This window comes from Burkholderia sp. S-53, assembly GCF_025560745.1.
GTDB lineage: Bacteria > Pseudomonadota > Gammaproteobacteria > Burkholderiales > Burkholderiaceae > Burkholderia > Burkholderia pyrrocinia.
In genome coordinates this window covers 1,003,002-1,016,453 of record NZ_CP090482.1, presented here as the reverse complement: position 1 = coordinate 1,016,453, position 13,452 = coordinate 1,003,002, and the positions used below count along the sequence as shown (strand labels likewise).

General features: G+C 64.7%; 13 protein-coding genes. 7 read left to right on the top strand and 6 right to left on the bottom strand.

Translation table 11 applies throughout. From position 1 onward, the window contains the following. Positions 1–71: 71 nt before the first annotated feature. From moaD to fdhD, 5 genes are all read right to left on the bottom strand, one after another. Positions 72–329, bottom strand: coding sequence for a molybdopterin converting factor subunit 1 (gene moaD, locus LXM88_RS04230; RefSeq protein ID WP_262530732.1), 258 nt, complete (start codon positions 327–329; stop codon positions 72–74). A gap of 55 nt (positions 330–384) precedes the next feature. After that, positions 385–957, bottom strand: a complete 573-nt coding sequence (locus LXM88_RS04225) for a molybdenum cofactor biosynthesis protein MoaE (protein WP_262530731.1) — start codon at positions 955–957, stop codon at positions 385–387. A 46-nt stretch (positions 958–1,003) separates the two neighbouring features. Beyond that, positions 1,004–2,128 carry a GTP 3',8-cyclase MoaA gene (gene moaA, locus LXM88_RS04220; protein WP_262530730.1) on the bottom strand — a complete coding sequence of 375 codons (1,125 nt, stop codon included), beginning with the start codon at positions 2,126–2,128 and terminating at the stop codon, positions 1,004–1,006. Positions 2,129–2,327: 199 nt separating this feature from the next. Further along, positions 2,328–3,542 carry a molybdopterin molybdotransferase MoeA gene (locus tag LXM88_RS04215; protein WP_262530728.1) on the bottom strand — a complete coding sequence of 405 codons (1,215 nt, stop codon included), beginning with the start codon at positions 3,540–3,542 and terminating at the stop codon, positions 2,328–2,330. Beyond that, positions 3,539–4,456 carry a formate dehydrogenase accessory sulfurtransferase FdhD gene (gene fdhD, locus LXM88_RS04210; RefSeq protein WP_262530726.1) on the bottom strand — a complete coding sequence of 306 codons (918 nt, stop codon included), beginning with the start codon at positions 4,454–4,456 and terminating at the stop codon, positions 3,539–3,541. Before fdhD ends, LXM88_RS04215 begins: the two co-directional genes overlap by 4 nt. A 422-nt stretch (positions 4,457–4,878) precedes the next feature. Between fdhD and LXM88_RS04205 the strand changes: the two genes are divergently transcribed. The 4 genes from LXM88_RS04205 to LXM88_RS04190 all read left to right on the top strand — a co-directional run bounded on the left by LXM88_RS04205 (position 4,879) and on the right by LXM88_RS04190 (position 9,034). Then, positions 4,879–6,279, top strand: a complete 1,401-nt coding sequence (locus LXM88_RS04205; protein WP_262530724.1) for a cytochrome ubiquinol oxidase subunit I — start codon at positions 4,879–4,881, stop codon at positions 6,277–6,279. A 3-nt stretch (positions 6,280–6,282) separates the two neighbouring features. Further along, positions 6,283–7,290, top strand: a complete 1,008-nt coding sequence (cydB, locus tag LXM88_RS04200) for a cytochrome d ubiquinol oxidase subunit II (protein ID WP_262530723.1) — start codon at positions 6,283–6,285, stop codon at positions 7,288–7,290. Positions 7,291–7,453: 163 nt separating this feature from the next. Next, positions 7,454–8,374, top strand: a complete 921-nt coding sequence (locus LXM88_RS04195) for a bestrophin family protein (RefSeq protein WP_262530722.1) — start codon at positions 7,454–7,456, stop codon at positions 8,372–8,374. A gap of 273 nt (positions 8,375–8,647) precedes the next feature. Further along, a complete protein-coding gene (locus tag LXM88_RS04190) occupies positions 8,648–9,034 on the top strand; it encodes a VOC family protein (protein WP_262530720.1) in 387 nt (128 codons plus the stop codon). A gap of 964 nt (positions 9,035–9,998) precedes the next feature. On the opposite strand, the gene LXM88_RS04185 is transcribed toward LXM88_RS04190, so the two are convergent. Beyond that, complete coding sequence (locus LXM88_RS04185; RefSeq protein ID WP_262530718.1) at positions 9,999–10,211, bottom strand: hypothetical protein; 213 nt, start codon at positions 10,209–10,211, stop codon at positions 9,999–10,001. 60 nt (positions 10,212–10,271) lie between these two features. Between LXM88_RS04185 and LXM88_RS04180 the strand changes: the two genes are divergently transcribed. Genes LXM88_RS04180 through LXM88_RS04170 form a run of 3 tightly spaced genes read left to right on the top strand, consistent with a single transcriptional unit; the run spans position 10,272 to position 13,449 of the window. Then, positions 10,272–11,642 carry an FAD-dependent oxidoreductase gene (locus LXM88_RS04180; protein WP_262530716.1) on the top strand — a complete coding sequence of 457 codons (1,371 nt, stop codon included), beginning with the start codon at positions 10,272–10,274 and terminating at the stop codon, positions 11,640–11,642. Beyond that, positions 11,585–12,625, top strand: coding sequence for a cupin domain-containing protein (locus LXM88_RS04175; protein WP_262530715.1), 1,041 nt, complete (start codon positions 11,585–11,587; stop codon positions 12,623–12,625). Before LXM88_RS04180 ends, LXM88_RS04175 begins: the two co-directional genes overlap by 58 nt. Continuing rightward, positions 12,607–13,449 (top strand): GNAT family N-acetyltransferase, encoded by an 843-nt coding sequence (locus LXM88_RS04170; RefSeq protein WP_262530714.1) that lies wholly within the window; start codon positions 12,607–12,609, stop codon positions 13,447–13,449. The genes LXM88_RS04175 and LXM88_RS04170 overlap by 19 nt, the downstream gene beginning before the upstream one ends. The last annotated feature ends 3 nt before the right edge of the window (positions 13,450–13,452 follow it).

Here is a 13,452-nt window from a genome sequence, read left to right as displayed (position 1 = left end):
GCCGCGACGGTCGTCTTTGCCACGAAAGCGATGAAGTAGCTGCATGGAAGATCGCAGCCACGTGGTCTTTGTCACCCACCCGTCACCGGCGGAAAAAACGCGACCTCGCTATCCTCCCGCACGACGAATCCGCCCGTCACCATCTCGAGATTGACTGCCGCCCGCACGGGCCGGTCCATCCGCAACGCTTCCGCGCTGCGCGCGTCGCGCGCGGCGAGCGTACTGCGCAGCGCATCGACGGTGAGTTCGCACGCATCGATCTCGACGATTTCCTCGTCGGTCTCGAGTTGCTCGCGAATGCTTGCAAAGTATTTGATCGTCAGTTTCATCGCGATGTCTCGAACGGAATCGGCGGATTCGGAAAACGTGAAGCGGGCGCGGCGGTCAGCCCCAGCGCCGCATTGCCTGGTCGTCGTGTGCCTTCGCCTCGACCCAGCCGGATTCGCCGTCGTGGCGGATCTCCTTCTTCCAGAACGGCGCGTGGGTCTTCAGGAAGTCCATCAGGAATTCGCACGCATCGAACGCGGACCCGCGATGCGCGGCGGCCACCACGACCAGCACGACCGCCTGGCCGAGCGGAATGCGCCCGACGCGGTGCACGATCCTGACCGCTTCGAGCCGCCAGCGCGCGCTGGCTTCCTCGACGATGCTCCACAGGGCCTGTTCGGTCATCGTCGGGTAGTGCTCGACCTCGAGCGCGACGACGTCGTCGACGTCGCCTTCCTTGCGCACGACACCGAGGAAATTCACGACCGCGCCGACATTCGGATTGCGAACGATCGGTGCAAGCTCGGCACCCGCGTCGATCGCCGCATACTGCACGCGTACTTCGAAGCCCGCAGAAATTGCCGGGGGCGGCTCGGTGTGCGGTTCGGTCGTGTCGGCGGAATGGGAATGGCTGCCGGCGCGCGACGGATCGTCCGGCAGCCCGGCGCGGGATTCGGTGAAGCTCGTCATCACGGTTCTCCTGTAGGCGGTGCGTCCTGTGTCGCGCGGCGGCCCGTCAGCCGCCGACGAGCGACATGCGCACGGTCGGATAGGTCTTGCCCGGCGCGCGGGCCGGCCGTGCGGCCCGGCGCTCGGAATAGCGGTCGTCGCGCCGCGTCCAGCGATCGCGCACGGCGGCGGCGAGCGTGTCGACCGGCGCTGCATCGTCGAGCCACGGCCGCAGGTCGGCGCCCTGGGTCGCGAACAGGCACGTATAAAGCCTGCCGTCGGCCGACACGCGTGCGCGCGAGCAGGTGCCGCAGAACGGATGCGACACGCTCGCGATGAAGCCGACCTCGCCCGCGCCGTCGATGTGCGCGCAACGGATCGCGGTCGCGTCGTGCCCCGGCTCGCCGACAAGCACGAGCGGATAGTGTTCGTCGATCAGCTCGCGCATCCGCGCGGCCGGCACGACCTTGTCGCCGGACCAGAAGCTCGCGCCGCCGACGTCCATGTATTCGATGAAGCGTACGGCCACGCCGCTATGCCGGAAGTGACGCACGAGCGGCAGGATCTGGTCGTCGTTCGCGCCGCGTTCGATCACCGCGTTGACCTTGACCGGCGCGAGCCCGGCCGCATGCGCGGCTTCGATGCCGGCCAGCACGCGCGACACGGGCACGTCGGCGTCGCTCATCCGGCGGAACACCGCGTCGTCGAGCGCATCGAGGCTCACGGTCACGCGCGACAGCCCCGCGTCGCGCAGCGAGCGTGCTTTCGCGGCGAGCAGCGAACCGTTGGTCGTCAGCGCGATTTCGACGGGCTTGCCGTCGACGGTCGTCAGTGCCGCGAGCCGTTCGATCAGCGCTTCGAGATTGCGGCGCAACAGCGGCTCGCCGCCGGTGATGCGGATTTTCTCGACCCCGAGCGACGTGAACGCGCGGGCGATCTTTTCCAGTTGCGCGAACGACAGCCGCTCGGACGACGGCATGAATTCATAGCCGGCGCCGAAGCTTTCGCGTGGCATGCAGTAGCCGCAGCGGAAATTGCACTGGTCGATCACGGACAGGCGCAGGTCGCGCAGCGGGCGGCCGAGCGTATCGGTCGTGCGGGGGAAGGCGCCGGGCGATGCGCCGCCGGATGAAGCGGCGGCGGCCGGCGCGGCGGAAACGATGGCATTCACGATCGGTTCGTCGGCCTGCATGAAGTAAGCGGGTGGGCGGCGCCGAGCGGCCGCGTGCGTGCCGACGTATCGGCGCACAGGTCGTGGCGAGCCTCATCGTGAGCATAGTCCGCCGGACTTTTCCGGCAGGGACACAATCGCGCCCGAATTGCAGGAATACAGTTCGCAGCGCGGGATGCGCGGCGAATGTGCTGCATCGGGCGGCTGCCCGGCGTCGCGATCATGCGAGCCAGTGCGCGAATTCGTAATACGGTACCGCGTCGCCGCGCACGATGTGCTTCCCGGCCGGCAGCCGCGCGAGCCCGCTCGACTGCATGAGCGACTGCAGCGTGCCGGCGCCTTGCTGTCGCAGCGTGTCGAGCACGGCCGAGCCGTCGGCGCCGACGATGCAGCGCACGCGCACGAAGCGTTCGCGCTGCGCATCCGGCTCGAAGTCGATGTCGATCGGCAGCGACGGCACGATCGGCACGCACGCGTCGCACCCCTGCAGGCAGCGGATCAGCGGTGCGACGAACAGTGCGAACGCCGTCATCGCAGCGCCCGGATTGCCGGGCAGCAGCACCACGGGCCGCGCGTCGAGCCGCGCGAGCGCGACCGGCTTGCCGGGTTTCATGCGCACGCCGCTGACGACGAACGATGCGCCGAGCGCAACCAGCGCGGGGCGCAGCAGATCCTTGTCGCCGACCGATGCGCCGCCGACGCAGATCACCAGGTCGCAACATGCGTGCAGTTCGCGCAGCGCATGATCGATGGCGGGCGCCGTATCGGCCGCATGCAGGCTCATTGCAACGCCGGCACCGGTTCCCGATACCAGCGCGGCCAGCATCGGCGCATTGCTGTTGTAGATCTGCTGCGGCGCACGCGGCTGGCCGCACGCGACGAGTTCGTCGCCGGTCGTCAGGATGCCGACGCGCAGCGGCGGGCGCACGTCGATGCGCGCGAAACCTTGCGCGGCGGCCACGCCGACGTGCATCGCGCCCATCCGCACGCCGGCCGGCACGAGCAGGTCGCCGGCACGCACTTCCTCGCCGCGGCGGCGGATATGCGACCCGCTGCGCTGCGCCGCGTCGAATGCGACCCAGCCGTCCTGCTCGTGCGCGTGCTCCTGCATCACGACGGTATCGGCGCCGGGCGGAATCAGGCTGCCGGTGAAGATGCGTGCGGCCGTGCGCGCGGCCAGCGGCGCCGGCGTGTCGCCCGCATAACAACGCTGCGCGACGCGCAGCGGCTCGCCGTGCGCGAGATCCGCGTGGCGCAACGCGTAGCCGTCCATCGCGCTCTGGTCGGCCGGCGGCTGGTCGAGCACGGCGGTCAGCGGCGCGGCCAGCACGTGGCCGGTGGCGTCTGTCACCGGAACGGAGGTGGCCGCAGCAAGCGGTGCGAATGCGCTGGCGAAATGCTGCTGCGCGGTATCGAAATCGAACAGTTGATTCATGACGAGAGGGCCGGATGCGCTTGCGCAAGCGCCGGTTGAGCGGGATGAGCGGGATGAGCGGGATGAGCGGGATGAGCGGGATGAGCGGGATGAGCGGCGTCGGGCGACACGTATTCGACGAAGCCGTCGTTGCGGCAGAAGCCGAGCAGCCGCACGCCGGCTTCGCGGGCGACGTCGATCGCAAGCGACGTCGGCGCCGAGATCGTCGCGATCATCGGGATGCCGACCCGCGCGGCCTTGCGCACCAGCTCGTAGCTCGCGCGGCTCGACAGGAACACGAAGCCCGCGCGCAGGTCGGCGCGGCGCCGCGCGAGCCGGCCGATCAGCTTGTCGAGCGCGTTGTGGCGGCCGACGTCCTCGAACACGTCGAGCACGGCGCCGTCGCGGTCGCACCACGCGGCCGCGTGGATGCCGCCGGTCTCGCGCATCAGCGTCTGGCGGGCCGGCAACGCGCGCGCGGCGCGTGCGATCGCGTCGGCGCCGATGCCGGCGGCCGCGCCTGCGGCATCGATGCGCGCCGGGTGCAGGTCGAGCTGCGCGATGCTTTCGATTCCGCATACGCCGCAGCCCGTGCGGCCGGCCAGCGCGCGGCGGTGCGCCTTCAGCGCCATGAACGCCTGCTGCGACACGGTGAGCCGCACTTCGGCGCTGCCGGGCCGGGTTTCGCTCTCGATGTCGAACACGTCGGACGCGCGCTCGACGATGCCTTCGCTCAGCGCGAAGCCGAGCCCGAACGCGTCGAGGTCGATCGGTGTCGCCATCATGACCGTGTGCGAGATGCCGTTGAACACGAGTGCAACCGGCGTTTCGTCGACGACGCGATCGACGGCGTCGCGTGCTTCGCCGGCACGATGGCGCGTCACATCACACGCGGTGCTGCCGGTCGGATCGTCGCGGCGGATGCAGGACTCCATGCGGTTTTCTCCAGGCGGATCGGCCGGCGTGCCGGCCGGGCTCGGCGCGTACGCCGAACGACGGGAATCGATGCTGCCGGGCGGGCGCCGAGGGGCGCGCCGTCGCCGCGGGCAGGCGTTGCATCACATGTTAAGGGCGCCGAACAGCGCGCCGGAGGCACAGCGGCGCAACGCGGAAAGCAGTACAGACGGCCATCCCGCGGGCACGAAAGGTGTTTTCCGTGCACACATCTTCGGCGACGGAAGCAGCACAGTTTCAGCGCACGTTCGAGTGATTGCGAGTATCGTGGCAAACGCGATATCGTCATTCACGCTTCGATGCCATGCGAGTGACCGTTGGTGTTCGCATGTGTTGTCGCCAAGCCGTCGCGCGATTTCCTGCTTCGGGCGGACGTTCTCACAACCACGAGCAAATTACGGTCATGGAAATCTTCGATGCGTTCCATCTCGCACGATTGCAGTTCGCGTTCACGGTGTCGTTCCACATCGTGTTTCCCGCGATCAGCATCGGCATGGCGAGCTTCCTGGCGGTGCTGGAATGGCGTTACCTCGTCACCGGCGACGCCGCGTACAAATCCATGTTCCAGTTCTGGTCGAAGATCTTCGCGATCGGCTTCGGGATGGGCGTCGTCTCCGGTGTCGTGATGGCGTACGAGTTCGGCACGAACTGGGCCGGCTTCTCGCGCGTCGCCGGCAACATCACGGGCCCGCTGCTCACGTATGAAGTGCTGACGGCGTTCTTCCTCGAAGCCGGTTTCCTCGGCGTGATGCTGTTCGGCTGGCAGCGCGTGAGCCCGCGCGCGCACTTCTTCGCGACGCTGATGGTCGCGGTCGGCACGCTGATCTCGACGTTCTGGATCCTCGCGTCGAACAGCTTCATGCAGACGCCGCAGGGCTACAGGATCGAGAACGGCCTCGTCGTGCCGGTCGACTGGTTCAAGGTCGTCTTCAATCCGTCGTTCCCGTACCGTCTCGTGCACATGACGATCGCGGCGTTCATCGTCGCGGGCTTCATCGTCGCCGCGTGCGGCGCGTGGCACCTGCTGAAGGGGCGCCGCGACGAGCCGGTGAAGCGCAGCTTCTCGATGGCGCTGTGGATGCTGCTGCTGCTCGCGCCGGTCCAGATCTTCGTCGGCGACGCACACGGGCTGAATACGCGCGAATACCAGCCGGCGAAGATCGCGGCGATCGAAGGGCTGTGGGAAACCGAGAAGGGCGGCACCGCGCTGAACCTCGTCGGGCTGCCCGACATGCAGGCCGAAACCACGCGCTATTCGATCCAGGTGCCCCATCTCGGCAGCCTGATCCTCACGCACAGCTGGGATGGCGAAATCCGCGGGCTGAAGGAATTCCCGCCGCAGGACCGCCCGTATTCGCCGATCGTGTTCTGGACGTTCCGGATCATGGCCGGCCTCGGGATGCTGATGCTGCTCACCGCGCTGCTCGGGCTCCTGCTGAGAAAGGGCGGACGCCTGTACGAAACGCGCTGGTTCCAGTGGTTCGTGGTGGGCATGGGGCCGTCGGGCATCGTCGCGCTGCTGGCCGGCTGGATCACGACCGAGGTCGGGCGGCAGCCGTGGACCGTGTACGGCGTGCTGCGCACCGTCGATTCGGTTGCGCCGCTCAGCGCGCAGCAGGTCGGCGTGTCGCTGCTGATCTTCGTGGTCGTGTACTTCGTGGTATTCGGATCGGGTATCTACTACATGATGAAACTGATGAAGCGCGGGCCGGCGGCACAGGCCGGGTACATCGAGCTGCACCGGCATCCGGGGCTGCGCAAGAGCGCGCTGTCCACGCCGCTGAACGTCACCGAAGCGGAGTAAGCCATGCAAATCGATCTTCCTGTCGTGTGGGCCGCGATCATCGGCCTCGGCGTGTTCCTCTACGTGATGCTGGACGGCTTCGATCTCGGCATCGGCCTGTTGTTTCCGTTCTTCGACGCGAAGGCCGAGCGGCAAGTGATGCTCGACACCGTCGCGCCGGTGTGGGACGGCAACGAAACGTTCCTCGTGCTCGGCGGCGCGGGGCTCTACGGCGCGTTCCCGGTCGTGTATTCGACGCTGCTGCCCGCGAATTACCTGCCGCTGGTGCTGATGCTGGTCGGGCTGATCTTCCGCGGCGCGGCGTTCGAACTGCGTGCGAAGGCGACCCGCACGCAGCACATGTGGGATCTCGCGTTCATCGGCGGCTCCGCGCTCGCGGCGTTCTGCCAGGGGATCGTGCTCGGTTCGCTGCTGCAGGGCATCAAGATCGAGAACAACCAGTTCGCGGGCGGGCCGTTCGACTGGCTGTCGCCGTTCAGCCTGCTCTGCGGGATCGGCGTGCTCGTCACGTATGCGACGCTCGGCTGCGGCTGGCTGATCCTGAAGGTCGACGGTGAACTGCAGCGCAAGATGCGGCTGCTGATGAAGCCGCTCACGGGCGTGCTGCTCGGCGTGATGGCCGTCGTGAGCCTGTGGACCGTGATCGGGCTGCCCGCCGTCGCGCACCGCTGGTTCGGCAGCGGCAACCTCGGCTGGTTCCTGCCGGTGCCGATCCTCGTCGTCGCGTGCGTATGGGGCATCTTCCGCACGGTGAAGCGCGAGCACGAGGCCACGCCGTTCCTGCTGACGCTCGCGCTCGTGTTCCTCGGCTACACGGGGCTCGTGATCAGCATCTGGCCGAACATCGTGCCGCCGTCGCTGACGATCTGGGATGCGTCGTCGAGCCATTCGAGCCAGTTGTTCGCGCTCGTCGGCACGGTGATCGTGCTGCCGATCATCCTCGTGTACAACGCGATGCAGTACCGCGTGTTCCGCGGCAAGGTGCGCGAGGGCGATATCGGCTATCACTGAGTGGCGCGCGATGTGACGGGGCGCGGCGTGCGCGGGCGTATCATTTCGCGCAGCGCGGCCCCGGCCCGGCACCCATCCGAAAGCGGCCCGCCACGCGCGGGCCGTTGCGCATCGGGCGCGGGCAGTCCGTGTGGCGTATTCCGTCGGCAGTCGAGAAAACATCATGATCGTCAGACCACGACAAAACTGGCTCAGGATGCTGTTCGTGTGGAACGGCTCCGTGCTGCAATCGATCATTCCGCAACTCGTGTTCATGGCGATCGTCAGCACGCTGGCGGTGTTCACGAACGGGCGCATCTTCGGCGAGAAGATTCCGCTCAACACCGCGCCGTTCACGCTGTTCGGGCTCGCGCTCGCGATCTTCCTCGCGTTTCGCAACAACGCGAGCTTCGAGCGTTTCAAGGAGGCGCGGCATCTGTGGGGCAACCTGCTGATCGCGGCGCGCACCGTGACGTCGCAACTGAATCGCTACCTGCCGGACGGCGTCAGCGATGCCGAGCGCAACCGGCTCGCCGATCTGCTGATCGCGTTCACCTATGCGCTGAAGCATCAGCTTCGCCATACCGATCCGACCGAGGACCTGCAGCGAATTCTCGGCGCGGAGCGCGCCGGCGAGTTCGCGCGCAAATGCTTCAAGCCCGTCGCGATCCTCGACGAGCTGCGCGGCGGCATCGTTCGCGCGCTGGGCCGCGCGCCCGGCAGCGACGCGACCTGCTGGATGTTCGACGCGCAGCTCGACGAGCTGGGCAAGTCGGTGGGTGGTTGCGAACGCATCCTGTCGACGCCGATCCCGTTCTCCTACAGCGTGCTGCTGCACCGTACCGTGTATGCGTATTGCGTGCTGCTGCCGTTCGGCCTCGTCGATTCGACGGAGTTCTTCACGCCACTGATCTGCGTGTTCGTTTCTTACACGCTGATTGCGCTCGAGGCGATCGCGAACGAGGTTGCCGAGCCGTTCGGCCTCGCGCCGAATGCACTCGCGCTCGATGCGATGGCGCGCACGATCGAGCGGTCGGTGCTCGAACTGGGCGACCGCCCGATGCCGGAGGAATTCGTGCCGGCGTCGACGTACCAGATCACGTAAGCGGGTGCGCGAGACGCATCGGTCATACGGTCGGCAAGGCGGGGCGCGGCGGGCAATGTAGGGCAGGTCGTGCGCTTCCTGCACGATCCCGACAGCTGCGCGGTGATTGCCGACGACTTCGACGGCTGCTTGCGCAAGCTGATTGACGACGGATACGCGTTTGTCATCGATTTCGACGAAGAATAGCGAAGGGCGGGGCGGTTGCCCGATTTAGACCATCCAGCGCGGCCGGGCGGACGACGTTCGCCGGTTGCCGTTTCAGGAGCGTGCACGATGCGAATCTACGTGACGAACGTGTTCGTCGACGACCAGGACAAGGCGTTGGCGTTCTATACCGACAAGCTCGGGTTCCAGCTCAAGTACAACGTGCCGGTAGGCGAATTTCGCTGGCTGACCGTGGTGTCGGAGGATCAGCCCGACGGCACGCAGCTGCTGCTCGAGCCGAGCAATCATCGCGCGGTGGGGCCGTACAAGCAGGCGCTGTACGAAGACGGGATTCCCGCCGCATCGTTCCAGGTCGACGACCTCGACGCCGAGTTTGCGCGGCTTACCGCGCACGGCGTGCGGTTCACGCTGGAGCCGATGGACGCGGGGCCGGTGCGGATCGCCGTGATCGACGATACGTGCGGGAACCTGATTCAACTGATGCAGATGAAGTAACGCGTCGCGCGGAACCGCTCAGCGCGCTGCGACCGGCGGTGCGTTGTGCATCCAGCTGCGCTCCTGCATGCGGCTCTGGATGCGCCATCCGCATTCGGTCCGCACCAGCAGGTCGCGGCACCATGGCCCGATGCGACACACGCGATCGTCGCCCGAGGTCATTGGTTCCAGATGCAGGTAATGCTTCCTCTCGCTAAAAGGACGATTACCCGAAGAGATGCCGACCCGGCTGGCTTCGTATCAAACGAGCCGGCGGTTTCTCGTGAGAACGAATCTCATTGGCTGACGCTTGGCGTCTAGAAATGATCGTCATCAAAAAAAGTTTGCAACGACCCCGAAATCCGATGTATCGTCATATCAATAGAGCGGGTTGAAGGTGTTCTGTTGAATAACTCCGTGGATGTGAGGTGTGTTGACGTGTACGCACTTATCTATCGGGGTATGGTTGCTGGAAAATCGGTTTTTGCGCAGACGCTCGTTTATTGTCGTGAAAATGCGTATGGGCAGAAGTAAGGCGCGCGAGTCGAAAGTGCGCTGCTGCGTCAGGGGCAGGGCGGTGAGTAACGCCAGCCTGATCAACCGAGGTGATGCCGCAATGTGGATGATGCAGCCATGCTTGCGGGCGCACCGTACTCCGAGCCGGAGCGTGGATGGGGCGAGCTGCGTGGCGCACCGCGCGTCCGTTGGCGTTGCCTGAAATCGTGAACCTGACGGCTGGCTCGTTTTGATGAGCGATTGATGCAGTAACGCAGTGTGAAACAATTCGAAGCATTATAAGAAGAATCTGAGAGATACCCCTATGTTGATCGTTTCAAAATCCGCATCACCGGTTCGTTTTGTATTTCAATTCGAATCTGCATTTCACTAGAAAATCGCTTCTTCAATAAAATACCCGGGATGCATTTATCCGATTGATTCCGAATGAGTCAATTTGGATTGATGGCGCTCGCGCGTGCCATTTCCATCATTCGTTATTAATTGGCCTTTCCTGATGAATAAATTGATCCGCTTGTGCGCGATCGATTTTTCTACTCACGCCCATGGAAAACAGGATTCGATCGGAGAGCGAAGCCGAGCCGGACTCGCGCGTGCCGACTGATGAGGACGACGGTGCCGCCGCTTCCGCGTGCCCGCAAAGCGGCGCGCAAGCGACCGGGCCCGATCCGGCAATCGACATGCGCTACCGACTTCAGCAGGTTTATTGGGGAATTTTCATTTGACACGTGCCACTCGCCATATGAATCGACAAGACCACGAATTCGTGATCGCCGGGGCCGGCATCGCGGGCATGACGCTTGCGCTCCTATTGCATCGGATGGGGAAGCGGGTTGTCATCGTCGAAAAGAGGCCCAGGCACAGCTTTCTGGAAGAGGAGTTGCGCTCGATCAATTTCACACTGACCGCGCGTGGCCTCGCGACGCTCGAACGCCTCGGGCTGCGCGAGCGCGTGCTTGCGCGAGCAGTGAAGCTCAACCAGCGGGCGGTGCATGGCCGCAACGGCAAAACGTCGACGCAGCCTTACGGCACGCGCGAATCACACGCGATCTATTCGATTCGCCGGGTCGCCCTGCTGCAAATCCTGCAGGAAGCGCTCGAGCGCATGCCGGGCGTCGTGATCGAGTATGGCGCGACGATCGACTCTGCGGACCATCGAACCGGAACGCTCGGCTACACGCGAGACGGGAGAACCGACATCCTGCACGCCGAGACGATCTTCGCTGCGGACGGCGCGTTCTCGCGCGTGCGTACGCTTTTCCTCGAGCAAAGCGCCGCGCAATGCGAGTTGCAGAACTTTCCGTGGCGATACATGGAGATCCAGGGCGGCGAGGACTTCGTTCGTACGTTGAATCTCGACAACGACACGCTGCACGTCTGGCCGGGCGAGAACGCGCTGCTTGTCGGCATTCCCAATCCCGACACGACGATTTCGCTGATGTTCCTGTCGGAAAACCTGCAGGACGATCGTCGGGAGCACTTCGTCGAGATCTTCGGCGCGAGCTTCCCTCACGTGAAGATCACGCCCGACATGGAAACGCAGTTGCGAACGATGCCGCTCGGGCGGCTCGTCACAAGCCGGCTGAGTAACTGGAGCCACGAAGACCGGATCGTGTTTGTCGGAGACGCGTGCCACGCCGTGCTGCCGTTCTACGGCCAGGGCATGAATGCGGCACTCGAAGACTGCTTTGTCATTTGCGAAATGCTCGAAACCGGCATGGCGGGCGCGCAGGCGTTCGCCGCATACGAAGCTCGGCGCAGACCGCAGACCGACGCGTTGGCGGCCCTGTCGCGCGCGCATTTCGATAGCCTCCGGCAAGGCGCGCTGTCGCCGCGCTGGCAAGCAGCCGCAATGACCGATCTCCTCTTTTCCCATCTGAGCAGAGGACGTTGGTTCTACGAGTACGAACAGGTCGCGCATACCAATACGCCCTACGATCGGATCGTAACGCGCCTGCGGCAACAAAAGAGAATCAAGAAGCTGAGCGGCGTGTGGTTGTTCGAGCTCGCCATCGGAAGCGCCATCGTCATTTCCCAAAAAGTAAGGTCACTGCCATGGAAACATCTGCGTTCGTTGTCCCCCGCCAAGACATCCGTGCCATCACCCAGGTAGAGGTGGACGGCGAGATCCACGATCTCGGCGAGCAGCGGGACTTCCGCCGTCATCGTTCGCTGCAGGATTTCATGCCGTCGCACGGGCGCCTCTCGCTCAGTTGGACCCGATTGTCCGCGGGGCAGCAGCTCGCCGTCCATCAGCATCCGACGAAATCGATGATCATTGTCACGAGCGGGCGGGGCGTCCTGCTCGGCGGTGCACCGCGTGAGTTGCGCGAAGGTGACGTGATCGCGGTTCCGGGCGACGCCCCGCACGGCTTTGCGACGGATCACGAACTGGTTGCGCTCTCGGTTCAGTTTGAAGGCGCAGGGCTTTACGAAAACGAACACGAGGCACGCGTGAGCTTCTCGGGTTCGCTGAGCGAGCAACTGATTCACTATCAGGAAGAGCGTCTTGCCGCGCATGTGAATACCGAGTTTTTCCGCATGCTCACCGACGGAACGCTCGACGATCCTCAACGCAAGGCCCGCTTCCTGTCGTGCCTGCATCAATGGTCGAGTGCGTTTCAGCGGATGATGTTTCTGCGCCAGGGCCTCACTCACGGGAAACCCTGGGAGTCGCTCTTTCTGCAGCACTTCCACGAGGAGCTGGGCCACGACGCGCTGCTCGCACGGGAATCACAGCTGCCTGATACGCGCGCGGACGCGGCAATCGAAGCGTGCGCATCGTGGTTCCTGTATCGGACAATGACGGGCGACAATCTCGACCGCCTCGTGATGACCCATTGCGTGCTGGAGCGCAGTGCCCACGCGTTTCATACGATCGCCAATCACCTGTTTCCCAGCGCGTACTTCGACGCGCACGCGACGGCCGACGACGCGCATCACAACATGGGTATGAGCGAGCTCGACGGGATGAACGAAGACACGTACCAGCGTCTGCTCACCACGTCCGCCAAATCATGGGATGTGCTCGAGCTGATGCTCGACCGGATGACCCGCGTCATCAAAGAGGAGCCTCCGTGTTCGACCGAGCGATGACATCCGCGGCCGCGCGTTCGACCTTTTCGGACGCGATCCGGATATTCGCGCCCGATCTTGTCGTCCGGCTCGGAGACATGCCGCACTACGGCGGCGATGCGTCGTCGGTCGAGCATGCCCGACTCGCGGCAGGGTACTTTTACAATTTCTCCACGTCGCTCGCGGATGAGGAGCTGGCCGGTCTCGCCGCCGAGCCAGGCCCGATCCTCGTTCCGTCGGTGCGCGCTGCCGATCGCGTCGGTCTCGGAGGTTCTTTTGTGCGCGCCGCCACGCATACCGAATGCATCGTGACGCTGGACGATGCGGTCGACGCTTGTTTGATCGCGCGTCTTCAATCCAAGCGGGCACGTGACGTCCGGCGAATGGCAAGGAATGCGAATTATACGTTCGAGGTCGTCGAGTCTGGCGATATCGAACCCGTACACTGGGCAGACATCGCACGGCTCGATACGCTGCACAACGCACGTCACATGGTGGCGACGCCGATGTTCTGCGAGGCCGTTCAGCGAACGTTCGCGCAGTCTGCGCTGGCATCGGCCTTTCGTTGGATATTTCGGCGAGACGCGTCCGGGCGCGTCGTACAAGCCGGTCTCATTCTGCTCGACCACGAAGACGGCACCGTCTATTACCTGCATCAAGCAATCGATCGTGAAGTGCTTTCGTCCGGAGAAAACCTGTATACGGCTACGTTTTACACCCTCTATTGTTGGGCGCAGGCCCACGGCTTTCGTGCGGTGCACCTCGGGCGCAACGGCGTCGACGAAAAGAAGCGCCTCGGCGCAAACGTATTTCTCGAACAACACCATTGGTTAAAGGCGAGCTGACAC